General features: G+C 55.2%; 18 protein-coding genes, 1 other RNA gene and 1 pseudogene. 10 read left to right on the top strand and 10 right to left on the bottom strand.

The features are described 5' to 3' along the window. The first annotated feature begins 99 nt into the window (after nt 1-99). The 4 genes from AB4N92_RS08090 (at nt 100) to AB4N92_RS08075 (ending at nt 4,806) form a co-directional block, all read left to right on the top strand. Nucleotides 100-1,650, top strand: a complete 1,551-nt coding sequence (locus tag AB4N92_RS08090) for an MFS transporter (protein ID WP_460129780.1) — start codon at nt 100-102, stop codon at nt 1,648-1,650. 80 nt (nt 1,651-1,730) lie between these two features. After that, nucleotides 1,731-2,333 carry a hypothetical protein gene (locus AB4N92_RS08085; RefSeq protein ID WP_460129778.1) on the top strand — a complete coding sequence of 201 codons (603 nt, stop codon included), beginning with the start codon at nt 1,731-1,733 and terminating at the stop codon, nt 2,331-2,333. Nucleotides 2,334-2,362: 29 nt separating this feature from the next. After that, a complete protein-coding gene (locus AB4N92_RS08080; protein WP_015885952.1) occupies nt 2,363-2,671 on the top strand; it encodes a hypothetical protein in 309 nt (102 codons plus the stop codon). A gap of 500 nt (nt 2,672-3,171) precedes the next feature. Further along, nucleotides 3,172-4,806 (top strand): Shedu anti-phage system protein SduA domain-containing protein, encoded by a 1,635-nt coding sequence (locus AB4N92_RS08075; protein ID WP_460129775.1) that lies wholly within the window; start codon nt 3,172-3,174, stop codon nt 4,804-4,806. A 261-nt stretch (nt 4,807-5,067) separates the two neighbouring features. On the opposite strand, the gene AB4N92_RS08070 is transcribed toward AB4N92_RS08075, so the two are convergent. The 5 genes and pseudogenes from AB4N92_RS08070 to AB4N92_RS08050 all read right to left on the bottom strand — a co-directional run bounded on the left by AB4N92_RS08070 (nt 5,068) and on the right by AB4N92_RS08050 (nt 11,261). Then, a complete protein-coding gene (locus AB4N92_RS08070) occupies nt 5,068-6,063 on the bottom strand; it encodes a hypothetical protein (RefSeq protein ID WP_460129773.1) in 996 nt (331 codons plus the stop codon). Between the two features lie 305 nt (nt 6,064-6,368). Then, the gene (locus AB4N92_RS08065; protein ID WP_460129770.1) at nt 6,369-6,890 is read right to left on the bottom strand and encodes a hypothetical protein; all 522 of its coding nucleotides are present in this window, start codon (nt 6,888-6,890) and stop codon (nt 6,369-6,371) included. Beyond that, nucleotides 6,887-8,173 carry an AAA family ATPase gene (locus AB4N92_RS08060; RefSeq protein ID WP_460129767.1) on the bottom strand — a complete coding sequence of 429 codons (1,287 nt, stop codon included), beginning with the start codon at nt 8,171-8,173 and terminating at the stop codon, nt 6,887-6,889. The genes AB4N92_RS08065 and AB4N92_RS08060 overlap by 4 nt, the downstream gene beginning before the upstream one ends. 1,654 nt (nt 8,174-9,827) lie before the next feature. Beyond that, nucleotides 9,828-10,646, bottom strand: a complete 819-nt coding sequence (locus AB4N92_RS08055; RefSeq protein ID WP_460129764.1) for a DUF2971 domain-containing protein — start codon at nt 10,644-10,646, stop codon at nt 9,828-9,830. A 283-nt stretch (nt 10,647-10,929) separates the two neighbouring features. After that, nucleotides 10,930-11,261, bottom strand: a pseudogene (locus AB4N92_RS08050) (hypothetical protein). A 533-nt stretch (nt 11,262-11,794) separates the two neighbouring features. Here AB4N92_RS08050 and AB4N92_RS08045 point away from each other — a divergent pair. The 5 genes from AB4N92_RS08045 (at nt 11,795) to AB4N92_RS08025 (ending at nt 16,376) form a co-directional block, all read left to right on the top strand. Continuing rightward, a complete protein-coding gene (locus AB4N92_RS08045) occupies nt 11,795-12,331 on the top strand; it encodes a LasR-specific antiactivator QslA (protein ID WP_460129761.1) in 537 nt (178 codons plus the stop codon). Between the two features lie 1,068 nt (nt 12,332-13,399). Beyond that, entirely contained in the window at nt 13,400-14,806 is a 1,407-nt protein-coding gene (locus tag AB4N92_RS08040) for a YfjI family protein (protein ID WP_460129759.1), read from the top strand. Then, entirely contained in the window at nt 14,793-15,146 is a 354-nt protein-coding gene (locus tag AB4N92_RS08035; protein ID WP_460129757.1) for a hypothetical protein, read from the top strand. The genes AB4N92_RS08040 and AB4N92_RS08035 overlap by 14 nt, the downstream gene beginning before the upstream one ends. After that, a complete protein-coding gene (locus AB4N92_RS08030) occupies nt 15,130-16,110 on the top strand; it encodes an integrase domain-containing protein (RefSeq protein ID WP_460129754.1) in 981 nt (326 codons plus the stop codon). Before AB4N92_RS08035 ends, AB4N92_RS08030 begins: the two co-directional genes overlap by 17 nt. After that, nucleotides 16,107-16,376, top strand: coding sequence for a hypothetical protein (locus tag AB4N92_RS08025; RefSeq protein WP_081352615.1), 270 nt, complete (start codon nt 16,107-16,109; stop codon nt 16,374-16,376). The genes AB4N92_RS08030 and AB4N92_RS08025 overlap by 4 nt, the downstream gene beginning before the upstream one ends. Before the next feature lie 120 nt (nt 16,377-16,496). Here the strand turns inward: AB4N92_RS08025 and AB4N92_RS08020 are convergent, their stop codons facing one another. From AB4N92_RS08020 to AB4N92_RS08000, 5 genes are all read right to left on the bottom strand, one after another. Then, nucleotides 16,497-17,753 carry an integrase domain-containing protein gene (locus AB4N92_RS08020; RefSeq protein WP_460129751.1) on the bottom strand — a complete coding sequence of 419 codons (1,257 nt, stop codon included), beginning with the start codon at nt 17,751-17,753 and terminating at the stop codon, nt 16,497-16,499. A gap of 187 nt (nt 17,754-17,940) precedes the next feature. Beyond that, nucleotides 17,941-18,337: a transfer-messenger RNA gene (ssrA, locus tag AB4N92_RS08015) on the bottom strand. 104 nt (nt 18,338-18,441) lie between these two features. Further along, a complete protein-coding gene (locus AB4N92_RS08010; protein WP_010206635.1) occupies nt 18,442-18,720 on the bottom strand; it encodes a hypothetical protein in 279 nt (92 codons plus the stop codon). A gap of 150 nt (nt 18,721-18,870) precedes the next feature. Then, nucleotides 18,871-21,681: an FAD-binding and (Fe-S)-binding domain-containing protein gene (locus AB4N92_RS08005; protein WP_183703507.1), complete on the bottom strand. Its 2,811-nt coding sequence runs from the start codon at nt 21,679-21,681 to the stop codon at nt 18,871-18,873. A 69-nt stretch (nt 21,682-21,750) separates the two neighbouring features. Then, nucleotides 21,751-23,445 (bottom strand): lactate permease LctP family transporter, encoded by a 1,695-nt coding sequence (locus AB4N92_RS08000; protein ID WP_010206633.1) that lies wholly within the window; start codon nt 23,443-23,445, stop codon nt 21,751-21,753. 252 nt (nt 23,446-23,697) lie between these two features. Here AB4N92_RS08000 and AB4N92_RS07995 point away from each other — a divergent pair, with 252 nt between their 5' ends. Beyond that, entirely contained in the window at nt 23,698-24,465 is a 768-nt protein-coding gene (locus AB4N92_RS07995; RefSeq protein WP_010206631.1) for an FCD domain-containing protein, read from the top strand. The last annotated feature ends 17 nt before the right edge of the window (nt 24,466-24,482 follow it).

Raw genomic sequence — 24,482 nt, 5'->3', positions numbered from 1 at the left:
TTCGTCAAAGGAAATCAGTGTAAAGGAGGGAACCAATCGAGGTGGGAAAAAGTTGGAATGATCCATTGACCGACGGTCAGTCGGCAAATATCATGAGGCATGAACATTGATCGCTCCGCCTCAGATAACCCGGTCACCCGCCGCTTTCCCCGCATAGCGGCGCTATGTGCAGCCTACCTCGGCACGTTTCTCGCTACGCTGGATATCAGCGTCGTGAACGTGGCACTACCGACACTGCAAGACGCGTTGCAAACGGATATTTCCGGTCTTCAATGGGTCGTCAATGCATACACGATCTGTTTGTCAGCCTTCATGCTGTCTTCGGGGCCAATCGCCGATCGTTATGGGCATAAGCGGGCCTGGCTGGCAGGTGTAGGGGTGTTTACTGTCGGCTCAGCAGTTTGCGCTATGGCATCCAACCTGGATTTACTGCTGTTCGGGAGGGCGGTGCAGGGAGTCGCCGGTGCGCTTCTGATCCCGGGTGCCCTGCCAATTCTCAGCCATGCATTTCCAGACGCTGAAGAGCGTGCTCACGTCATTGGTGGCTGGTCGGCGTTCAGCGCATTGGCGCTTATCCTGGGGCCATTGCTGGGTGGCTTGTTGCTCCATGGCATAGGTTGGCAGAGTATTTTTGTTATCAACCTGCCTCTTGGGATGATTGCCATAGGCCTGGGCATCTGGGGGATCAGGGAGCACAAACAGCAAGCGCGCACAGCGCTGGATCCGGCAGGGCAAGTGCTCAGCGTCGTGTGTCTTGCCAGCCTGACTTATGGGCTCATCAGTATCGGCCAGCCGGGCTTGAACTCTTTGATACCCATAGCGGCGCTGGCAGTTGCCCTGGTGGTGTTTATTTTGTTTATGTTTGTAGAGCGGTGTGTAGATCGACCGTTATTGCCACTTTCGCTGTTTCGCAGGCGTTCGTTTGCCGTGGTCAACCTGGCCTCTTTTACCCTGGGTTTTTCGTACTACAGCTGCCTGTTCTTCTTCTCGATCTATTTACAGACGATTCAAGGCTTGTCAGTGGTTGAAACGGGTTGGCGAATGATGCCGCAGTTTCTGGTCACCGGCTGCGTGTCGATTTTGTACGGGCGCTTGAGCGCAGTGATGACATCGCGAAGACTTCTGGTGGCCGGTTATGGCGTGACGGCGCTGGCGATGTCTACCATGGTGACCTTCACAGCACATACCCCTTATTGGATTGTGGGCACCCTGTTCGGGCTTCTGGGGCTCGGAGCCGGTCTCGCAGTACCTGCCACCAGCATGGCGGTTATGACCGCCGCACCGATTGATCGTATGGGGGGGGCCTCTACCACGATGAACGCGTTGCGTCAGATGGGCATGACAATCGGCGTCGCCTTTTTGGGCACGCTCATGAGCAGCGAGGCGTCACGAGTGCTAGCTGCCGCGCTGCGTGATCAAGGGGTAGCCAAAGCGCCTGAGATTGCGCGGTATGTGATTGCTCATGGTGTGGCATCAAGTGACTCGCTGATTGTTTCTACACTTTTTGTTCCCGCGATGGAGCACGGGTTTCATGTGGCAATGATGGTTTCCGGGCTCGCCTGTGCACTGGTGGCCCTGATGCTGTTAATCACCTCTTTTGAGGCCGACACCTTGCCATCGCCCCCACCGAAACACACAGATGGCGGCTGACTTTGCTTCAGAGTGGAGCCAGCCTTGAAATTCACCTGCAGTTCTGTGGTCTGTACAACAATCCCGTAAAGGACTGTTTTATGTCTATTCGCCGTACCCTCTGTTTCCTGACGCTGCCGTTGTTCGCAGGTTGCCAGTATTTGCCCCACACCAACTACTTCACCGCGCCCAAAAACGAGCCCAATCCTGCCTGGGTACGTATCGTCGACTACACGCAACATGCCGAAGTTTACCAATACGAAAACGGTAAACGTTCGGGCGGCGCTGTTCGCACCGGCCTCCTGCCGTTCACCCATACACAAGACGTGGGCATGCCCAAGGCAGGGCAAGACCTCACATGGGACTATTACGAAACGCGGATCCGACCCGGTATCGAAACGCAGGTGGATCTTTTCTGGGAGGGGTCACGCACTCGCTCCTGCCACATCTCGACGAAGTTTACTCCCCAAGCCGGACTCTATTACCAGTTCAGGCTGACATCCGGCTCATCAGGCAGCTGTAGGGTGTACGCATCGCTGATTGAGCGCGACACAGAAGGAAACGGTTGGCATCTCACGCCGAATCCGCAGGTGACCTACAACGGTGATGGACCGACGGCCCAAACCTATTACCAGAACAGTAGGTTTGAGGACCCCGATTATCATCCACCTGAAGCTCTGTATCCGGGGATGGACATTTACTAGACAGGTGCACGACTACAAGGAATCGTTAATTGGCTAGCGCGAAATACTTCCGAACGCTCGGCGAACGAGCCTCAGAAGATGTGTTCGCATGGGCGGCATTTGTCGCGCAAACAGAATTCCAGTGGAAAGACACAGCGTCAGTCCAGGACGCCGTCGCCTGGCAGCGTATTTGGTTCGAGCTTGAAATACTCAACGGGCTTGCGTTGGCGCATTGGGAGGATGAGGGAAAGCCTATTAACTGGTCGAGCCGCTGGAATACCGACTATCGACAAGAAGCGGCGGCCCTGGCGAATGACTTGCTGGAGCTTTTGTGCGATGCAGAATCATCTGGAGGCTGAACCATCACGCTGGTCTCACGCAAAGTGCCCAGAAGTCGGATTGCGGCGAACAACGACCCGACGGTCAGCTCAATAGGCATCTAAACCGCTCTTCAGGGAGTTTCTCTGCAAAAATCGCGTCGGCTTTCAGCAGCACACCCTCAAATATGCCAGCTTATCCATCCCCATCCGCGCGCTTGTGCAATAGAGCATTTTATAAACCGCTCACACCGTATTGTTCCTCACTGCGTTGATGCTCTTTTGGCTGATACTGCGCGTAGAGGTTGTAGAGTGATCACGGGATGACTGCTTCTGGCCGTCAGCCGCCGTTGATGAACGACGGCGACCGGCCAAAAGAGGATGCGCCCCCTGTTGTATGGTGGTTCGGCTATTTTTCAGAATTATCCTCTCACCGAACTACGACCCTAGCGCGAAGGATAGTCGGCAATGTAGCAGGCGGTGGCAGAAGTGATACCTTAATGGCGTTCGTACCCTGCGTTCAACACCTAAGGAAAGCCCGGATGCAAGAGCTGGAAGCACATTACATGGACGGTTCGCTGGCAACGGATACCAGGCTATCGCTTAGCGAAAACGACCTTCCACCTGGTACCGAACCGATGCTGCAGCAGGTCCGCCAAGGCACCCTGCGTGAAATCGTGCAAGGCGAGCATCGTACGCCCGATGTCGATGAGATCGTCAGTTGGGTGCGTAACTGTTATCGCAAGAATCCCTTAATCGGCGATATAGCCCGTGCGATGTTCGTGATCAACGAAGATTTGGTGGTGGCCGATTCGGAGTTGCCTACCCCCGACGAAGTACTGCGCGATCTTCATCGCCTAGAAAAGTTAAAGCTGGATCGCGAGTTCTTTGTCTCCTCCACCTTCGAGGGCCGGCCCTGTGGCGTCCTATTTAGGCGCTCGGAAATGGTGGATGGCGGAGTTCTGTTCGAAATTACGGTTTTTGGGCGCGAAGGGTTGTCTGGCAAGGTGGGGCAATTGAACCTGCAGCTATCGAGCACTCGACCGGAGCCATTCATTTCCATGTGCACGGAAGAAGGCTGGGTCCGGTTCGAGCGGGAGTACGCCGTGCAGGTGGCGCACATCGTGTTCCTTCTGCAATGCTTGTATCAATACAAGAAATACCTTTATCCGGTACTGCCGCTGAATTCGATCGTCGATAACCGCAAGGACCGCCCCCGCGACAACCCGTACCTGGTGCAGCTCATCACCCGTGCTTACCATGGTCAGGTGGCGTGTACGCGGGTCAGGGTAGACCTTGCCATTGTGCAGCCTCGGGACATTGACTATGCACTGCGTATCCCGGACGAGGACATTAGCCGGTTCATCACTCATGCTAGAACCACCGATATCCTTTTGTACGAAGAGAACGGCGCGCTGGTCATGGACGACGACTATATCGTCTATATGGCATGCAGGGCGCTTGGTCTGACGCGGGTGAAAGCAGTGATTGTAGGTGCCTTCGACCAGCCGCTTGCCGAGGTAATGGAGGTAGGGGGGCGCGAGCTGATACCGCCCATAGGCGTCACTCGCCGGGACAATCGCTCGCGCCGGGGCAGCGTCGACAAGCAACATTTGCTGCAACGCAAGGTAACAGCGCTGGGGCCAAAGGTCTCTCAATCGGCAAGGTTTGAGCGCAACTTCATTGAGTTGTGCCAGCTATTGGGCCGGGTCGGCACGCGTGAAAAAGACCTGCACCGTTTCCTCAAGCAGCACACCCAAGTACTGGATTCCCATGTGGCAGCGGTCTACAGCGAAGTTCGCATCGGCAAATACCGTGCAGACCTAGTGCTGCAATACCGCCAATCGGACAAGCGTGTTGTGCTGGTGGAGCTCGAACCCCACAGCGCGCAGATATTCACCAAGCGCAATAGCCAGCGGCACAAGGTGACCCACGCAGTGCAGCAGGTGCAGGACTGGATCAGGGAGATCCATAATAACGCGAGTAACCTGCCACAGTGGCTGGCGGGCAACTATGCCGCAGAAGGTATGGTGGTGATCGGGCGCTCTAAGGATTTGACGCAGGAGCAGAAAGACACCTTGATGATCCATAACGCAAAGTCAGATATCAAGATTCTCACTTACGATGACCTTCTGGAGCGCTTCCAGCGCTTGATCGAGGTGCTCGACAAGCGATGATCAAAGCCTAGGTGTGGTACAGATTGGTCTTCAAAGCGCCATCCCACCGCTTGAGCGCGAACTTCCGATTTGGGTGGTGTAGCGCTCTGTTAACTTGATGAATTGCGGCAACTTTATACCAGTTTTTATCTTGAACAGTCGCCCAGTGGTTCGTTGCGTAGTGCAGTTCATCGCGACGGTCTGCTGTCGGCCAAAAGCGGCTACTCGCACTAACTCGATTCCCAGCTTGTAACTGCTGGAAGTGCTCGCCCCCCACAATTTTCAGGACGAGCAACGGGCCAATAGTGCTGTACCGAGTCCCTCCACTAAGTTTGCAAACTCAAGCGCAGCATTTTCTTTGATTACTAGCCGTTGTCCAACGTTGTAGGTTGTATCCCCGCTGCGGGTCACATAGTCGTTATCGACAATACCCTGCTGATGCGCGAGGAGATGGCGCTGCTGATAGTAGACACGCAATTTCTTAAGGGCTGAGGCTTCCAGAAGCTGAGAGTACGGAAGTCCAATTTCTGTCTCCCACAATGTAGAGCCCGCATCAATATTCTGGAATACGTTACGCCGCGGCTCATTGCCTGTTCGAGTTTCAAACAGCTGCTCCGCAAGCCGCTGAAAAGAAGTTACTGTGTCTAAGATTGCTTTTTCCAGAAGCGTCCGTGTCATCACTTCAGCCTCATCGGGCCCAAGTACCCCACGCAGCGTTCCACCCAGTGAAGCTGACGTTCGGATAGTCGCTAACGTTTGTAGAAAGGTGTGGCTAGCCGAATTTTTTCCGCAACTCGGACAGAAGTAGGCAGCTCCAACATAGGAATACCTGCACGCGCAGTCATCGCATCTGGTTCGCAGACGCATGGGTTCCGCTGCGGCTACCGGTAAAAGAACTGCATCCTTCCCTCCTTTGACGTCTAATGTAATGCTGAGAAAAGCACCTGGCTTCTGACGTCGTTTAGATGCTTGAGCGTCTGCTCGCATAGCGCCGTTCAGACCGTTGACCACGGAGCCCAAAACGTACTCCTTCGCGGCTTCAATCTGCGCGGTTGTGTACCATGATTTCGCTGGAGCAGCGTGCCTACACGATGGGCAAAAAACCTCTTCATCCCTAACGATATTTGTCCAATCATCGCCGTAGATTTTGAACTGGAAAAGGCATGCTGCCGAGGGGCATTCTTTATCGATGTAACCCTCCGCATCACATTCAATGGGCACAGACACCTGCTGAGTGGCAGCCAGTCGGCGGAGTTCTTTTTGCAAATTATCAAACATGCGGCACCGTCCTGTTCATTCTCGGCGATAACGCGTAGATACCACGCGGCAAGTGATACCGCTATCTCTCCGAAACCGAGCGACATACCTTAACCGATTGCTGCCCGCTTCGATGGCAGCTTTTGGTCGAAAGCGGTCAGCCAGGACCGGCTGCTTCCGACCCATCGCAGCCTTTCATGTAGGGCGGCAGCCGGCCAGAGATAGTCAATCGCGACCCGCATCTGGCCGGCGAACGCCAGCAATTTGATATTGCTATCAGGTTATGCTTGTTGCGTAAAGAACAAAGCTTTCCTGATGTTGCACATTCAAAGACTCGGGGGCAGAAGATAATAGCTTTTAGGTATAAAACCACCGGACGTTAATGTATCACAAAAGAAATGATGGTCAGCCACGGCGCTAAACCATGAGATGGTGCGGATTTCACCATTATTTAACGCAATTTTGCAAAATACCGCCCTTGCCCTATCATCGTTAGAGGCAATGATCTTGTCGCTTTCCAAAGCCGCATCCAAAAGATGACAGTCTTTGAGAGCGACTTCTTTTTCTTTGCTATCTTCGACATTTTCTTCAATGTGAATTTTCATCGTATTTGTTGGTGTAACAAATATAATTCGTTTCTTTGCTACCATAGAGGCCATCCATCTGGTTGCAAATTTAGATCTGTGATCTCTCCATTCTTTTCGTAGCGTTGGACACATTGCCGCCTTGTGTCCTCCAGCAGCTACGGCTTCTAGGAGCTTTCTAGATCCACTAGACACCGGGTGCTCAGTCAAGCCGGAAGAACGGGCAATATCAGCATCGATAACAAATGCGAAGGAAACAGTCATAGTAAAGAGTCCTCAACTGCGTCCAGGTACATTTGCTCTACCTCAAGGCTCGTGTCGTCGAAATCTTCCGGCCATTCTCCGAATGCGCCTTGATCATCTAGGCCCGCTTGGTCAACTTTTGTTTCACCGGTATCTAGGTTTTGAGTAAACCAATTCAGCGAAACCTTTTTACTATCTAGCTGTTTTGTTACTACGGCCAGCTGAATTCCTCGTATAAGGATTGAGCTATGCGTTTCAATGATTACGCGAACGCCTTTTTTGATCGCTTGGGCGATAATTGATGCTAGCTTAAATTGGGCTTTAGGATGGAGATGCAGCTCTGGCTGTTCAATGTAAACCGACTGGCCTTTTCTAGCCCCTATAAGTGCAACCAAAATAGGTAGCGTCTGTGACACGCCGAATCCCACATCGGCAATATTTACGAGATCTGTAGTTTTGCCGGATTTACTTCTTGAAACTTGAATCTCGACGCTTGTATCATCCACCTTAGATGCTTTAATATTGCTGGCAAGTCCAAGTTCCAATAACTGATTTTTCAGTATTTTATACCTAGCGCTGTGTTTCGTACCCTTCGACCAGTCGCTAACTATACTTGCAACATACTTTTCGAAAGATCCAGGATATACATCTTCAGAGGCTGCGATTTTGTAAGATCTTTCAGGATTGCCCCGCAGCCCAGGGACGTGTATCAATCTAGTAATAAACTGTTCAAGCATCTGAGCTGGGTCGATACCGGCCTTTAATGGCACAAAATCTTTTCCATCAGCGGATAGCTCTGCTCGAATGAAGCATTTATCCCGTATTGCTTTCCAAGAGACTGATTTTTTTCTTTCTTTATAGAAGTCTTTGATGAACTTGAATTCATCATCCGGTAATAGTCCCTCGATTTCAGCACCCAGCATTCCAGTTCTGAGAGCAAGCCCGCTTGGCATGCTGGGACTAGTCATGTGTACACAGTCAACCTGAAGTCCAACGCCTCTTTTGTATTTATAAGATGCGGTGCAACCATTTGAGTCTGTGGACATTGATACGCTGAACGATTTTTTGTCGTAGCCTGGGACCTTTGATATAAGCTGACTTGAGTCAGTTAGCTTTGCGTTTTCACCATAAAGAACAAGCGAGCCAGCGTCGTAATGATTCTCTATTGTCTGCTTTAGTACAAGGAAAGGCTGCATAAAACTAGACTTGCCAGAGCTGTTAGCGCCGGAGAGAATCGTTAGGCCATCGAATCGTAACTCTTGCCTCGATGCTATAGATTTGTAGCCCTCAACAGATAGCTTCATTTTTAATCCCATTATTTGTTGACATGCTTGCAGTCCTTTAAGTATTTCGAAGCGTTGAGAGTATGTATGTCGCTAAATAATAAATTTGATTCCGGCGCGTAGCAATGGTTTGGGTAATGTTTTGATGGTTCACCACGTTGCGTAGCCTCGGCGAGATCAGCGAGATGCTGTGAAGATTCGCAGAAAAGTCCGATATCTGTCCAGTCAGACCTATCAAATGATTAAAAAATGATCACTAGCGCGCCTTCAGAAAAACCAAAATCTATATTCTGTTATGACAAATCTCTACGAGTTTCCCGGCAGCCGCAACTACACTGCATTGCCTCACTCCTCGGATCGAGCTTTTCACGAGAGTCGACCGCCCTTCGCCGGATGGTGCAGCTCTACCCTGTGTCACACATGCCCCATCATTGCGAGATCGAGATCCATGCGAAATTGGTGGTGCTGATAAGTCTTTCCGATACTAGGCCTCGGAGCTACTCAATCAGTTTCCCTCGCTCGGAGTGGCCGCTTCTGGCCGTTTTCAGCCGGTCGCCACAGGCAGAAAACGGCCAAAAGCGGTCTCTCAGTTTCTTTGCGAATCAGGGGTAATTTAGTCACCGGTAGAGTTGAAAGAATTGTCCGCAGCGAGCCTGGAGGATACTTAAGAAAACCCGGTTATTTTAACTCTCGGGTTATGCAGCAATGATGATATTCGATATTTTTTATAGCGCTCATAGAGCGGGTCATGATCGTCAGCCAAGGCGAAATTACAGGCTATGCATTCATCTCCTACAAGCTCCAATGACAAAAGCTACCATTAAAGTAGCTTCTGCCAGCGACAACCTATTTTTTTGAGGACTTGCTAGGTTTTAAGTCGGGTTTGTTTCCCGGTGTGTCTTTGTTATCACGGCGACGCTGATCAAGTTCACCGGTTGACTTAGCAATTGGCTTTGGGCCTGGTTTAAGAGCCATAACATTTCTCCTTGATGTTAATATTTATTTTGGTTGTTGCAGAATCAGCTTATTGGTTCTGATGAATACTTTCAATAGGCATAAGACGCTTAATTTTAGCTATGTGAAAAATTGAGTTAGCTTTGGCAGCATATACTTATTAACTAAAGATAGACCAGTTTGTTGATTTACGCCCATTGGTGCGACGTTGCAGGTAGCACAGCACGCCCAGAGTCATTACATGAGGCATACAGCGGCATTGCGCAGGCGGTAGTCAGCTGGGGGGTGGTTAGTCCGTGGCGCCGGCGGGTCAGCGACAATAGGCGCCGATCTAAGGAGACGCTGTAAGCCACGACCATTCACCCCGCGGCGATAGCCGCATATTGCTCAGCCACCTCTGGCCCGGTCAATGCGGAGGCCATCATGTCGTCGGTGATACCTATGAGTCCATGTGAAATCGTGCACGGTCTGAGACAACCAGACCAAGGCCTCCTGACATGGGTATCGGCAGGCCCACCTGATGTTCACGGAAAGTCATATTAGTTAAAAGGACTATAGTGGTGTGAGGGAAAATGGGGTCAGGTATGTACTCGTCCACTGCGAAATTTCGCTGTCAAGCCGCTAGCACCCCGAGATTTAAGGACTGCTTCTGGCGAAAGAAGACTGCTGTGTTGGGCGGGCAGGAGATATCTTGGTTCGAAGGTGCAATTTGAGTGGCCGATTAAGTACCTGCTGTCCCCAACAGTCCTAGCCGCTTTGCTTCCAGATGTGACATGTATTTCATGGGCTGAAATTCAACCGAGAAGTTAGACTTGCTACGAGAACCTTGCCAGAGCTGGACGTGTTCATTTTGTCCTGCGAGAACTAACGCGATTATCTCAATCGCAGTGAGGGGCATGTCTGGGCCGAAGTAGATGCCGGTAAGTGCTTCGGAAGGATACCGATAGGCCGTGCCGGCTTGGCTATGAATAGCACGCCACTCGTGCTCGTAAGCCCAATCAATCGCTTTGGTACAATATAGATCGGACACGGGATCGGAGTCTTCACCGCACAGGATCGGAACGATGTCGAGAATAGGCATGTCTTGTGTGTAGCGGACCTTCTTAATCTTGTGAAATGGATCGGCCAAGGTTGAAAACTGCAGGCAGAACCCTTTGCAATGATCCCCGTAGTGGGACCACATCAACAAGTTGTCTTTCTTCTCTGAAAAGCAGCTGACCCCACGTTGTGACAGAAACCTTTTGATCATGTCATCTAAGGTTTTTTGACCTGTGCGAAGGAGCATATTCCGAAGCACAGCAGGAGATGCCTTCTCGAACTCTCGCCGAATCCCATTTTCGATTTCGGGCTTCGCTAAGTATTGGCTTCGCAATTTCTCAATATCTGCGTCAGTTGGCTCCTTGATGCGCGGTGAAAGCGCGCAGTCGTAAGGGTCATTGAAAGCGAGCGGGGAACCGAAATAGATTATTTGGTCCTTCAGGTTCTGAAGCGACTGTGCGGTAAAACGCTCGTATTTGTAGAGGTGCAGCGGCAATGACATGGGTTTCACTTCCTGGATAAAAACCTGACGCTACTATTTCGCCATCAGTCTGTCCACTGTCCGTTGCTGGCCGGTTTCTGCCCGGTTTCTGCCCGTCGCTACCCTCGGCTGCGGGGAGCTGGCGGTCAGTTAAGTATCGAGACTTTGGATGGAGCGTCAGTGTTAAATCCAGCCTGCGATATGATTAGCGTAACTGAGGTTTAAGGCCTCAATCGACACGAACTGGTCGGTCGGGTTACCCGCGGTAACAGAAAGCGATTTAGTGCCAAATTAGAGGGGCCGCTTACATCGACTTGACCGATACAACTTCCACAAACCTGAATTTTTTCTGGCCGTCTTTGTAGCTTCTTGCTCCGCAACTATTGAGCTCAGCGTATCGGCCTCATGCACCATCTCGTGCATTTTGCCTTCAAATTCATTTCCCACTCGCAGCGTGACTCTCAGCCTGGGCGTGAAGCCTTTTGAGACTTTCTTTTTCTTCGCTGCGTTTACCGGTTGTACCATCACGACATCCGAGACGGTGTCTTGCACGTGTGTGTTAAATGCTGGCGCAGGGGACTGAGAATAACCGAATAGCGCCCGGCGCATCTCTTCTTCCGTCAATTCTGTATTCATAACATTTCTCAGAAGGGCGTTATGTACAACCATGCCGATTTTATCAGCGTGGTCGGACTCTGCATTATTCGTCGCTAGGTCAGACCTGAAGCGGTGGAGGGCCACCAGTCACCGTCGAGCGTCATCATCTGGCTGGCAGCTTCATTCGATGTATAGCTTATTGATACTGCATGCTTGTGTTGTCACTGCTTCACATTTACGCTTTGTCCCGTCACGGTCAATCCCGTGGCCGGGTGTCAGAACCTGAATTGTTCGAGGCGCATAGCGCCATAGCCAGCTATTAAGTGCTTACATAGGCTTAGCTGCTGCTTTTCTATGGCGGTCCGTGCGGGGCAGGCTTCGGCCTGGCCGGTTCCCTCGGACGCCGGTTTCTGACCCCCGTACGGTCCGCCACCCATTTCGTGTCAGAACGGCTGGGTGGACGGCTCCTTAACTGTCCGAGGAGATAAGGAAAATGATCTGTCCCCCTTTTAAGCTCGTGCGCCACCCTGGCCAAATGATTCAAGCTGCACAATATCTCGGAGGATTCCGCGATGTTTGATCTTTCGCTTCTCATTGGCCTACCCAAACCCAACAGCATCGATACTTCATCGCTTACCCCTGAAGATGCAGCGATTAAACTACGGCAGGCTGCAATACTTCGGCTTAATGGAGCACAGAGCGTCCTGCTTCATTTTCCACAGGATGTTGAGCTGGCGGTAGAACTGTTGGATGACGCGGCTGTATTGTTCGACAAGGCGTTTCGATGTTTGTCCGGTATCCCAGCTCAGCGCGTTCATCAACAGGTTGGTGAGTACGTTTCTGTCCCTTCAGCTGAAGGCCGTCCTGGTCTTCGAACACCATGGGGCAATGAATTCCGCCCGATGATTGAGGACGGCGTTCGGTGCGCTGAGTCCTGGCTCGATGGCTCATCATTGCCGCTGTGGTGGGCACTGGCGCAAAACCGAAAGCATCATCGTCCAGGTGATCCCCAAGAAGCATTTGAAGCAGGTTTTCTGCTGCGATTGCAGCAAACGCTGATCATGCGACGTGATGCAGTCACTTCCCAGTCAACCAGCATCGATGCCTGAGTTTGTAATTGACGTTTGAGACTTTGCTTTTCCCGCCAAACCCTCCGATCGGCGCGATCTTTGATCGCGCCGATCGGAGGGTTCACTCGCTTTTCCTTGCAGCCACCGCGTTCCCCTCTTTCATTTCAAATTTGATCAGCGCCAGCCTTCTTTTACCCGTCAGTAATTGCTCGTGATCTGTATCGGGCGCAGGGCCATTTCAGTGTCAAAGCGGATCCTTTCGTTGGGCATGGATCTAGGTATGGCGACAGCGGCGACAGTGGCGACAACTCGCGTATAACGTGGTCTGGAGCATGGCGACAGAAGTGGCGACAGTCGCCACTTTCTCAGCGCATTGGCGGTGCCGCTTGACCGCCTTTTCGAGTGGGTATAACAATTGGCGCACGGATCGCTGTCGTTGACAGCACCTGCCCAGGTAGCCAGAACCTTTAAGGCTACGCCACTCGCGTGGTGGTTCTTCCCCAAGTGCGATTAGCGTCCGGCGGCTCGCACGGTCACTCCCAAGAGTGATGGATGCCTACTCGACCAATCTGCCTACTGCGGCAGACGATGGACCTTCCTCGCTGCACTGCAGCAACCTCACCTCTCGGCACACTTCGCTGCGCCAATCTGCGCCCGTCTCTTTCTTCTGGAAAGAGACGGGCGCTCGTACCACTGCTGCAAGCCATGTCGTACAGGGCATTGCCGCAACTCTCCTCGTGACAATCGACCTGACAAATCCGATTCGTCGCCATCCGCAACGACACAGGCACCGGTGCCGCAGCCAATGGAAAGGCTGCATCTGACTGACAGTCAGGCATGCCCCAGGTGTCCATGTCGTTGCCTTCTCCTACTCCAGATCTCGAGGTGCCGAACTCGTCAGTCGGCACAGCCTCTACCCGCCCGCATCTTCGGATGCGACTAAGGAGGCCAGATTCATGGGTTACGCCCTCGCTCCCGGTTGTAAGGAGCCGTTCGTTCCGCGTCAGTGAACACCTCACAGGCCGCAGGGGCCTTGATCCCTGATAACACTCAACAGTCGTGGCGGGACTACGTGAGGACAACTAGCAATGATTGAGGAGAGGGCCCATGCAGCAGTTAGATCCGAAGCTTGAACTACCACGACCACCTCGACCGTTGATTGAGTCGAACCCCGTGCCCCAGCCTTATCCCGTGCAGGCACTGGGTGGGATTCTCGGGCTTGCGGTGGAGCGCATGGCCGAGGTCATCGGCGTGCCCCAAGCACTGGCAGCGCAATCGGTGTTGGCCGCCTCGGCCCTGGCTACCCAAGGTCATGCCGGCTTACAGCTCGACGGGAGAAATTATCCCCTGTCGCTGTACCTGATCACGGTGGCAGCTTCGGGGGATCGTAAAACGGCGGCAGACCGATCTGCATTACTGCCAGCACGGCAATGGGAGCGAGAGCAGTGGCAGCGCTACTGTGAACAACTCGCCCGGTACCGTGCCGCGCAGCGACAGGCGCAGCGTATCAACCCTGGCGATCCTAACCCCACAAACGGCGTACCGCTTGAAGCGGAGCCCTCTGCACCCAGGCTGATCACCACGGATCCGACTATCGAGGCCCTGATCAAGGGACTCTGCCATGACTTGCCGAGCATGGGCCTGTTCTGTGACGAGGGGGGACAATTCCTCGGTAGCAGCACCATGAGTCGGGATAACCGTTTGAAAGCGGTCACGACCTTGTCGTCACTCTGGGACGGCAGTCCGATAGATCGCGCGCGGTCTATGGTGGGTGAAAGCTTGCGAGCTTACGATCGACGCTTAAGCCTGCACCTGATGCTGCAACCGTATCTAGCCATGCAGTTACTCAGTGACCCATTGCTGCAGGGGCAAGGCATTCTCGGTCGCTGCCTCATGACCTGGCCCACCAGCCTGGCCGGACAACGCAGTTACCAGGCTGTCGACTTGTCCAAAGACCCCGCCCTAAAGCGATATCACCACCGTCTTTCGGCCCTGTTTCATCAGCCTTGGTCACTTTCCGCTGACGGTGCCTTGCGGCTATCACCGCTGACGCTCAGCCCGTTAGCCCGCCGTCGCTGGATTGATTTGCATGATGCCATCGAAGCTCAACTGGGTGAGTTTGGTGAGCTGGCCAGCGTGCGGCCCAGCGGATCGAAGGCCGCCGACAACCTGCTGCGCGTCGCCGGCATCCTGGCAGTGGTGGAGGAGAGCAGTGTCGTGGACGTCGACCATATCCAACGGGCCTCCACCTTGGTGGGCTACTACCTCACCGAGATCCAGCGCCTGACCGAACAGGAACCGGTGTGCCGGGTAAAAGAAGAGGCAGACCGGCTGCTGCGCTGGCTGCAGGTCAAAGATTGGAAGCGCTTCAGTATTCGGGAGCTGAACCGCAACGGTCCCCGTTTTGCCCGTAAGAGCAGTCGTCATACCGCCAAGCTGTTGGTCGAGTTGATTGATCATCAGTGGCTCATCACCGACGGCCACACCTTCGAGGTGCGCCATGTTCAATCTTGATGAAGCGCTGCGCAACCATCTGGCTCAGCGCCAAAAGGAGCCGAAAGCGCGGTTTGTCGCCGCGACTGTCGCCACTTTGTCGCCACGCTCAAAGCCAGACAAGGCAAGGGTTGTCGCCGGTGTCGCCGATGTCGCCATCACCCGTAAAGCTAGCACTACGACGACAGCCATCATCCAATGGTTGAAAACGGAGGGCGCGCATCTATACGTCGCCGGCAACACGCTGTGTTTTCGCCCGACTGATTGGGCCCAGTTCGCTATTGTGAATGCACACTGGCGAGCCCTTTTTTATGAGCTCGCAGCAGTCGATCAGGAGCAGGAAAATGGCTCGGGTCGATAAGCGAGCGGGTCGTAATTTTGGCTTTGGTCGCCAGCTCAGCTATGCCGGACCGCAAGCACTGAAAGATCTATTTGGCGATGGCCATTTTGCTACCGTCAAAGCCCATAGCGATCGGTGGCAGGCCTTCGTGAATTGGTGTCGATCCGATGAAGGTCCGGGACTCAATGACGCGCGACAGATCGACCGTGAGATCCTCATGCGGTACGCCACGTATGTGCGTGAGCAGGTTGATCGGGGCAACATCAGCATTGCCACCGCGCAGAACCGACTGTCCAGCGTGAACCGAACGATGGCTGCGCTGCGCGGTGATCAGTACGTCAAAATCTCCAGTCCGAGCAAGGCGCTGGGTTTGCAGCGCTCAAGCCTACGCGGGGAGGCACCGCAAGGCCAAGATCGTGCTCAGATCGAATTGATCGCACGCGCGCTGTCAGAGCGAAGTCAGCAACGAGTGGCCGCAATTGTGCATCTGGCCCGGGAGATTGGTATGCGTCTGCGTGAAGCGATCTTGGCGGACCTGCCCCGACTGCAACGTGAGGCGCGGCAACTGGGCAAGATCAACATCCAAGACGGCACCAAAGGCGGCCGATCAGGCGCGTCAGCACCACGTTGGATTCCGGTCACTGATCAAATCCGTAGCGCCTTGGAGAAGGCCTGTGAGGCTTCGCCCAGTCGCAGTCGGAACCTGTTGGCTCCCAACGAGAGCTACAAAGAGTTTATGCAATCAGTTGTGCAACCGGCACGGGACCTCCTGCACGACCATGGATTGAAAGGCTTTCATGAGCTGCGGGCGGCTTTCGCCTGTGAGCGCTATGAGCAACTGACTGGCTTGAATGCACCTGTCAACGGCGGTCGTGTTCATCGAGAAGATCGAGAGCTTGATCAGCGTGCACGACAGCAGATCAGCCACGAACTGGGACATAACCGCATCGATGTGGTGAGTGCCTACATCGGAGGCTGGCGATGACGGCCGAGTTCGACATAGCGTTATTCCTGTGCCCCGTGCTCAAAGGTGCACATGCCACGCGGCAGCGGCACATTAGGCAAGCAGAAAGGATGCACGAGGTGATTCGTGAGCGCTGGGGTTGCGCGACTCCCTGGTCCTGGAGAGAAAAGCACGTGAGATGGTTTCTGAAGCACTACCTGCGATGCTCAGCTCCAGCTACCGTCTACTACTACGAGTTAACAGCAGGGTTGATCCGCCTTAGAAAGGCAAAAGTCGTGGTTGTCTGATAGGCCTTTAAGCGTGAGCCCCTGAGTATGGGAATGCGGAGCCTTCCCATACTCAGGGGCTTGGCCGAAGAAGCGCTGGCAAGCTCCACTACACGGATGGCATGAACTGTCGCCGTGATGTCAGCGTATCGGCACCACCTTGCGGTCCCTGGTTTGATTGATGGCCGACGCTGAGAGGCTGCCGGTAGCCGCTTTCTGGATATGTTCACTCCACCAGGTCATCATCGGGCGCCGACGTTCGATGTAATCCGCCCGGTTGTAGGCGCTCCTAACTTCGTCCTTGTCGACATGCGCCAGCGCGACTTCGATCAGTTCCGGATCCCATCCATGCTCGTTCAGGATTGTGCTGGCCATGGAACGCATGCCGTGGCTGACCAAGCGGTCCTGGAAGCCCATCCGTTTCAAAGCCATGTTGGCTGTTTGGCTATTCGCGTGGGTGCGCGGGTTTCTATCTGACGGGAACACATATTCCCTGTGGCCGCTATGGTGCTTGAGCATCTCCAATAACGAGAGTGCATGTTCGGTCAGCGGAATTGTATGCGGACGACGCTTTTTCATTCGCTCCGCAGGGATGGTCCAAATGCGTTTGTCGAAGTCGATATCTGCCCATCGAGTGGTGGCCGCCTCAGCAGGGCGTGTCATGGTATGAAGTTGCCATTCGATCAGGCAGCGGGTCGTCCGCTTGATGCTGGCGTTCGCGACTTCCATCATGAGCTCCGGAAGCTCGTCAGGTGGTAGCGCGGCCATATTTTCTTTCTTGGGTTTCTTGAACACCGCTCGAATGCCGCTGAGAGGGTTGGCAAAGATCATTCCGGAGTTGACCCCGTAGGTCATGATCTCGTTAAGGCGCTGGCTCACTCGCTTAACTGTCTCGAGGCTGCCTTTAGCTTCAATCGGACGAAGCAGCTTGATGACCATCGGCGCGTTCACTTCCGATAACGGCGTTGATTTCATGCTTGGAAAAACATGCAGTGTGAGCGAGCGCCAGATGTCTTCGGCATACGCCGGGGTGACGGAGTCCTTCTTCAATTCGAACCACGCGGTGGCTACGTTCTCGAACGTATGTTCCGTTTCCGCTCGTTTGGCTTCCTGCAGCTCATTGCGCTGAGCTTTTGGGTCGATGCCCTGTGCAAGCAGCTCTCTGGCCTCAACGGTTTTCTTCCTCGCTTGCGCAAGAGAAACCTCGGGATAAGAGCCGAGTGCCATGTTGATTCGATTCTTGGTGACGGGATGCCGGTAGTTGAAATTCCACTGCATCGAGCGATTGACCCTGACTCGCAGCTGGAGCCCGTCGCCATCGGTGAGGACGTAATCTTTGTCTTTCGGTTTGACCGCCTTGAGCTGACGGTCGGAGAGGCGAGTGGTTTGAGCGCACATGAGAAGTACTCCATGACACCTTTTGGTATTCCCAAGATTAGCGCCGGGTAGCCGGGAATACCATTGGGAATACCAAATTGCCTGGAACTCTAAAAACCTCGAAAGCCCGCAATAGCCCTGAAGCCCCCGTATTTACTGGATTCCAGGCACAAAAAAAGACGTCCGTGGACGTCTTTGGATGATGAAGTGGTGGAGCCGGGGGGATTTGAACCCCCGTCCGCCAGTACTCCGCTGTCGGTACTACATGCGTAGCCGTTTCTATTAAGTTAACCCTCAGCGACCCGAAGGGCAGGGTGCTTTGGGCGAGTTGTGTAAGTTTTAGCCGCTTCGTCCACAACGTACTGCACGGCGATTCTGTTCTATATGACAATCACTTTGGGTTTACAGACATCCCCTGGTGATTGCTGGACCCGAAGGTACCAGAAGCTCAGGGCTAAGGCTGCTTACGCAGCGAGAGCGAATTCCTGGCCGTAGTTTTCGTCATTGGCAACTATAAGAAGTTGCAACAGTGGATTTACGAGTTCTGTTACCAACTCGGCATGCACCTAAAGTTTCGCAACCGGCGTCGAATCCTAAACGGCCCCGTGCTTGTAACTCGTTGTTTCATAGTGAGTGACAAGCCTGTGCAGTGTACGCCAAACCGTCACGGAAGGCCAACCCGAAGGTTTGCCTTCCGTGACTGAGCGGCCTATTGGCCGCCTTTTTCGCTGTTCTGCAGGTCTTGCAGCGCCTTCGAGGTGATCTCGATGCACTTTTTGTCATCGCCGGCGGCATGGGCCGCTTTGGCTTGGGAGACGGCAGTGTCTATTTCGCCGCTTTTGCCGCTGGTGTCAGTGGCGAGCAGCGCTTTACCGTTGTTGATTTTGTCCAGATTGATTTTGCACAGATCGGGCTCGCCCGCAGCGAACACAGGGGAAGCCAGCATCGCAGCGGTAATGAACAAGCCAGCAAGAGCGGAACGCTTCATAGGGTATCTCCTTGCGCAAAAGGGCTCGACGCTGCTGGCGTTCAGGGGCTGCCAGCGACATCACTGATGAGCCTCGTTTGTCGAGGCCTATGCAGATGACTACGCCGGCACGCAGGGGTTCTGTTTTTTTGCAGGATCATTTTTTCAGGATCAGTGGGCGCGGGCCTGGGTGACGCGGTCCACCAAGTAGACCAGCCCGTGATAATCGATGCCGCCATGCTGGCTCAGGCCGATCTCGCAAGTACGGCTGGTGGAGATGCCTTCGCTGCAATATTGCACCGCGTCCTTGAGGGTGCGCAGTGAGTGGGCGTTGAGTTCCGGCGTGGTGAAGCCTTTGTCACCGGCAAACCCGCAGCAATGAATGCCTTCGGGGATGACCACGGTGTTGGAGCAGCGCCGTGCCAGGTCGATCAGGGCCTGGCTTTCGCCCAGGTGCTGCGTGCTGCAGGTGACGTGAACGGCGATGGGGGCTTCCTGGGGCGTGAAGTCGAGGCGGTCCATCAGGTGCGTGCGGATGAAACGCACGGGGTCATACAGGTCTAGGCGCGTATCGCCCAGGTCCTGCACCAGGCGCAGGGTGCAAGGGCTGGTGTCGCAGTAGATCGGGTCGAGCCCGCCACGGCTGGCGTGGAGCAGGGCGCCAATCAGCTCCTGGCGCTTGTGTTCGGCTTGTTCGGCGTAGCCTTTGGAGGCGAAGGGCTGGCCACAGCACAGGCTGTCCTGATTGTCGGGGAACACGACTTGGTAACCGGCTTTTTCCAACAGGCTGCGGGTTTTGTCGTACAGCGACATCTGTTCCTTATCCCCCGCTGCCGGCCCCATGGCGCGTGAGACGCAGGCGGCCAGGTAGACCACTCGCGGCCGCTCGTCCGTTACCGCCGGGCTGAAACGAATGGCTTTTTCTGGCTGTGGCATGGCGGCGGTCCACTGCGGGATTTGCCCCTTGGACAGCTTGGTCATGCTGGCCGACAGCTTCGCCAGGCGTGGTGCGCCCAGCAGCATGCGTGCGCCGTTGGCCACGTGCAGGGTGAAGCGCGCGCCTTGGAGTGCGGTGGAGAAATGGGTGGCGAGCCATTCGGCGGTTTTCGTACGGTCAGCGTCGCGGCTGCGTAGTTTTTTCACCAGATCGCCGGTATTGATTCCTACCGGGCAGCGCTGAGCGCAGAGGCCGGTGGCAGCGCAGGTGTCGATGCCTTGATAGTGATAAGCCGCCTCCAACTCAGTGGTGTCGACACCGGCACGTTTTTTCGCCTGGATGTCGCGCCAGATCACGATGCGTTGGCGCGGGCTCAAAGTCAGGCCTTTCGACGGGCACACCGGTTCACAGAAGCCGCACTCGATGCACTTATCCACAAGCTCATCAGCGGCGGGTAGCGGCTTGAGGTGCTTGAGGTGGATTTGCGGGTCCTGGCTGAGCACCACGTCCGGGTTGAGAATGCCGTTGGGGTCAAGCAGGCGCTTGAGTTGCCACATCAATTGATAGGCGTCGCTGCCCCATTCCAGCTCCACGAACGGCGCCATATTGCGTCCGGTGCCGTGTTCGGCTTTCAGCGAGCCACCAAACTCCACGGCCACCAATTGCGCCACGTCGTCCATGAACGCCTGATAGCGTGTGACTTCTTCCGCACTGTTGAAGCCTTGGGTGAAGACGAAGTGCAGATTGCCTTCCAGCGCGTGTCCGAAAAGTATCGCTTCGTCGTAGTGATGTTTGTCGAACAATTCGATCAAGCGATTGACGCCGATTGCCAGTTGCTCCACCGGGAAGGTCACGTCTTCGATGATTACGGTGGTACCGGTTTTGCGCACGGCGCCGACAGCAGGGAAGGTGTCCTTGCGGATTGCCCACAGGCGGGCGTTCTCTGTGGGGTCTTCGGTGAAGTCGACCTGTTTTTCCACCGGGAATTGGGCCAGGGAGGCCATGATGAGCGCCAACTGCTCATGCAGTAAGGACGACGACGCTGCACGGGATTCGATCAACAGGGCGCAGGCATTTTCCGAGAGTTGCTGTACGAAAGCGGGCATGCCTGGCTTGTTCTGTACCGAGCGCATGCTGCGTCGGTCCAACAGCTCGACGGCCGAGACCGGCTGGGTTTTGAGGACGGTGACTGCGTTGCAGCAGGTTTCGACATCTGGAAACACAATCAACGCCGACGCTTTATTCGGGTGCTCTACCACCGTGTCGTAGGTGACCGCGCTGATAAAGCCCAGGGTGCCCTCGGAACCCACCAGCAGATGGCTGAGGATATCCAGCGGCTCATCGAAGTCCACCAGGGCATTCAGCGACAGTCCGGTGGTGTTTTTCAGACGGTATTTGTGACGAATTTTCGCGGCTAATTCGGCATTTGCCCGTGTCTCGCGACCCAATGTTGCCAGCCGCTCAAGCAGCGCACCGTGTTGTTCACGGAACGCCTTAACGCTGGTGGCGTCTTCGGTATCCAGGCGGCTGCCGTCAGCCAATACCAAGCGTATGCCGGCCAGGGTGTGGTAAGTGTTCTGCGCCGTGCCGCAGCACATGCCGCTGGCATTGTTGGCGACGATGCCGCCGATCTTGCAGGCGTTTATCGACGCTGGGTCCGGCCCGATCTTGCGCCCGAACGGCGCCAGCCACGCATTGGCCTGGGCGCCGATCACGCCGGGCTGCAGGCGGATTTGCGTGCCTTGCCCGCGAATCTCGCGGCCATTCCAGTTGTCCCCCAGCACGATCAGCACCGAGTCGCTGATGGCCTGCCCGGACAGGCTGGTGCCGGCGGCGCGGAAGGTCACGGCTACGTGGTCGCGCTGAGCCCATTGCAACAAGGCAACGACTTCGTCTTCTGACTCCACGCGGATCACCAGCTGTGGGATCAATCGGTAAAAGCTGGCGTCAGTGCCGAAAGCGAGGGTGGAAAGTGGGTCGTCGAAACGTCGATCTTTAGGGATCAGTTGTGCGACGTCGCTCAGGAAAGCAGCAGGCAGGCTCATCGGTCCTCCAGAAATAGCTGACGCCGGAATCGTGTCCGGCGTCGATTCTTACCCTATTACGTGCAGGTTTTAGTGCACCAGCATACCGGTGAACCAGTAAGCCTGGGCCAGGGTGATCAGCCCGACGATGGTGGCAAAGAACAGGCTGTGCTTGAGAGTAAAGCGGAACAGGTCGGATTCTTTGCCCACCAGGCCGGTAGCGGCGCACGCCACCGCGATGGATTGCGGCGAGATCATCTTGCCGGTAACGCCGCCGCTGGTGTTGGCAGCGACCAGCAAGGTGTCGTTGACGCCGATCTGATGCGCGGTGGTGGCTTGCAGGGAGCTGAACAAGGCGTTGGACGAGGTGTCGGAGCCTGTCAGGAAAACACCCAGCCAGCCAAGGAAAGGCGAGAAGAACGGGAAGGCTGCGCCCGTGCCGGCCAGTACCAGCGCCATGGTCGAAGACATGCCGGAGTAGTTGGTAACGAATGCGAATGCCAACACCATCCCAATCGACAGGATCGGCCAGCGCAGTTCGTAGAAGGTCTCTTTTAAAGTGGTAAGACCAGTCTTGATGTCAATTTTCAGTACCAGCATCGAGATCAACGCCGAGAAGAAAATCGCAGTGCCGGTCGCTGAAATCGGGTCCAGTTTGAACACGGCCGGGATCGCAGTGGGGTTGGTTACGATCGGCGCGACTTTGATCACCAGTTGGTCCAGGTGCGGGATAGCGAAGTTGAACACCCAGCTGTACATCGAGCCCCCGGCAGCAAACATCGCTTTGAACGGCTTGAGGGTCCAGATAGTGACCAGCACGGTAAGAATCAGGAACGGCGACCAGGCCTTGAAAATCTGGCCGAGGCTGTAGGGCGAAACGATTGTGTTGCGCGGCAGACCGAAACCGCCGGCGCTGGCGGTGACTGCGGCGCTGGAGGTGGCGCCGGCAATCTGGGCACCTGCGGTGCGTTTGGGTTGCCAGACTTTCAGGAACAGCGTCAGGGAAATCAGGCTGGCCAGGGCCGAGGTGATGTCCGGCAGTTCCGGGCCGATGAAGTTGGAGGTGAAGTACTGGGTGATGGCAAAGCTCAAGCCGGCGACCAGTGCCGCTGGCCAGGTTTCACGCACGCCGCGCACGCCGTCCATCATGAACACCAACCAGAACGGTACGAACAACGACAGCAGCGGCAGTTGGCGACCAGTCATGGCGCCGATCTTGAATGCGTCAATGCCGGTCACCTGACCTGCAACGATGATCGGGATGCCCAGCGCCCCAAAGGCCACGGGGGCGGTGTTTGCAATCAGGCACAGGCCGGCGGCGTACAGCGGGTTGAAGCCCAGGCCGACCAGCAGTGCAGCGGTAATTGCCACGGGGGCGCCGAAACCGGCCGCACCTTCCAGGAAGGCGCCGAAGCAGAAGCCGATCAATAGCACTTGCAGGCGCTGGTCGTCAGTGATCGACAGGACCGAGCTGCGGATGATTTCGAACTGGCCGCTTTTGACCGTGAGTTTGTAGAGGAACACCGCCGCGACGATGATCCACGCGATGGGCCACAGACCGTAGGCAAAGCCATAACCGGCGGCGGCCAATGCCATGTCTACCGGCATCTGGAAGGCGAAGATCGCGACCAGGATCGACAGCGCCAAGGTAATGCTGCCCGCCACGTGGCCTTTGAGGCGAAACACGGCCAGGGCCAGGAAGAAGAATACGATCGGAATAACGGCCGCCATTGCGGACAGGCCGAGGCTGCCGAGCGGGCTGTAGAGCTGTTGCCAGGTTTGCATGATGGGGTGGCCCCTGATTGTTGTTGTTTGGTCAGCTTGGGTAATTGGTAATACCAATTTACAGTCGCTGTTGGCTAGAGTAAAAGCCTTGGTTGGGGCGTGTCAATTTGCCGCTTACGAAACTTTGGTCGTAGGTGGGTGGCAAGGGTGCGCTGATCAGTGGAAATGAGGGCGCTCTGATAGGTGCTGCATTCGTTGTGATCGGCGAGAATAGAGGGCCCGGCGAGTGGTCGGGATGGTGGAGAGTGAGTGATGGGGTTTGATCAGGTGCGTCAGCGCCGTTTGTCTGATGACATCGTCGAGCAGCTTGAGGGCATGATCCTTGAGGGCACGCTGAAGTCGGGCGAGCGCTTGCCGGCCGAACGCGCGTTGGCTGAACAATTCGGGGTGTCGCGACCTTCTTTGCGAGAGGCGATCCAGAAGCTGGCAGCCAAAGGTTTGCTCGTCAGCCGCCAGGGTGGTGGTAACTACGTGGCTGAATCTTTGGGTTCCACGTTCAGTGACCCGCTGTTGCTCCTGTTGGAGAACAACCCCGAGGCTCAGCGGGATCTGCTGGAGTTTCGTCAGACCCTTGAGGCCTCGTGTGCTTATTACGCCGCGTTGCGCGCGACAGAGGTGGATCGCGAGCGTCTCACGGCTGCGTTCGAAGCGCTTCAGGATTGCTACACCCGTTCCGATGAGGTGAGTCGCGTCGAAGAGGGGGCGGCGGATGCGCGGTTTCACTTGGCTATCGCCGAGGCGAGCCACAACGCTGTGTTGCTGCACACGATTCGCGGCCTGTTCGACCTGCTCAAGCGTAACGTGGTGACCAACATTGGCGGCATGTATCAACAGCGTACGGAAACCCGCGACATGCTGATCAGTCAGCACCGGGATCTGTACCTGGCGATTATCGAGGGGCGTGCCGAGCAGGCGCGGGAAGTTTCAACACGTCACCTGCTGTATGTGCAGGAAGTGTTGGAAGAAGTGCGTCAGGAAGTTCAGCGTGTGGCGCGTGCGGAGCGGCGCAAGGGGACGTAGCCGAGGGAAGCTCCCGC

This window comes from Pseudomonas sp. S3_A09 (assembly GCF_054668065.1).
This window is presented reverse-complemented; position numbering and strand designations above follow the sequence as displayed.

Coding starts and splice junctions, on each gene's coding strand:
- AB4N92_RS08020 (WP_460129751.1), bottom strand. CDS start 17,753: ATGTGCGCTCAAACCACTCGCCTCTCCGACCGTCAGCTCAAGGCGGTC.
- AB4N92_RS08000 (WP_010206633.1), bottom strand. CDS start 23,445: ATGCAAACCTGGCAACAGCTCTACAGCCCGCTCGGCAGCCTCGGCCTG.
- AB4N92_RS08045 (WP_460129761.1), top strand. CDS start 11,795: ATGTTTGATCTTTCGCTTCTCATTGGCCTACCCAAACCCAACAGCATC.
- AB4N92_RS08040 (WP_460129759.1), top strand. CDS start 13,400: ATGCAGCAGTTAGATCCGAAGCTTGAACTACCACGACCACCTCGACCG.
- AB4N92_RS08030 (WP_460129754.1), top strand. CDS start 15,130: ATGGCTCGGGTCGATAAGCGAGCGGGTCGTAATTTTGGCTTTGGTCGC.
- AB4N92_RS08075 (WP_460129775.1), top strand. CDS start 3,172: ATGCAAGAGCTGGAAGCACATTACATGGACGGTTCGCTGGCAACGGAT.
- AB4N92_RS08025 (WP_081352615.1), top strand. CDS start 16,107: ATGACGGCCGAGTTCGACATAGCGTTATTCCTGTGCCCCGTGCTCAAA.
- AB4N92_RS08005 (WP_183703507.1), bottom strand. CDS start 21,681: ATGAGCCTGCCTGCTGCTTTCCTGAGCGACGTCGCACAACTGATCCCT.
- AB4N92_RS08085 (WP_460129778.1), top strand. CDS start 1,731: ATGTCTATTCGCCGTACCCTCTGTTTCCTGACGCTGCCGTTGTTCGCA.
- AB4N92_RS08070 (WP_460129773.1), bottom strand. CDS start 6,063: ATGTTTGATAATTTGCAAAAAGAACTCCGCCGACTGGCTGCCACTCAG.
- AB4N92_RS08010 (WP_010206635.1), bottom strand. CDS start 18,720: ATGAAGCGTTCCGCTCTTGCTGGCTTGTTCATTACCGCTGCGATGCTG.
- AB4N92_RS08090 (WP_460129780.1), top strand. CDS start 100: ATGAACATTGATCGCTCCGCCTCAGATAACCCGGTCACCCGCCGCTTT.
- AB4N92_RS07995 (WP_010206631.1), top strand. CDS start 23,698: ATGGGGTTTGATCAGGTGCGTCAGCGCCGTTTGTCTGATGACATCGTC.
- AB4N92_RS08060 (WP_460129767.1), bottom strand. CDS start 8,173: ATGAAGCTATCTGTTGAGGGCTACAAATCTATAGCATCGAGGCAAGAG.
- AB4N92_RS08035 (WP_460129757.1), top strand. CDS start 14,793: ATGTTCAATCTTGATGAAGCGCTGCGCAACCATCTGGCTCAGCGCCAA.
- AB4N92_RS08065 (WP_460129770.1), bottom strand. CDS start 6,890: ATGACTGTTTCCTTCGCATTTGTTATCGATGCTGATATTGCCCGTTCT.
- AB4N92_RS08055 (WP_460129764.1), bottom strand. CDS start 10,646: ATGTCATTGCCGCTGCACCTCTACAAATACGAGCGTTTTACCGCACAG.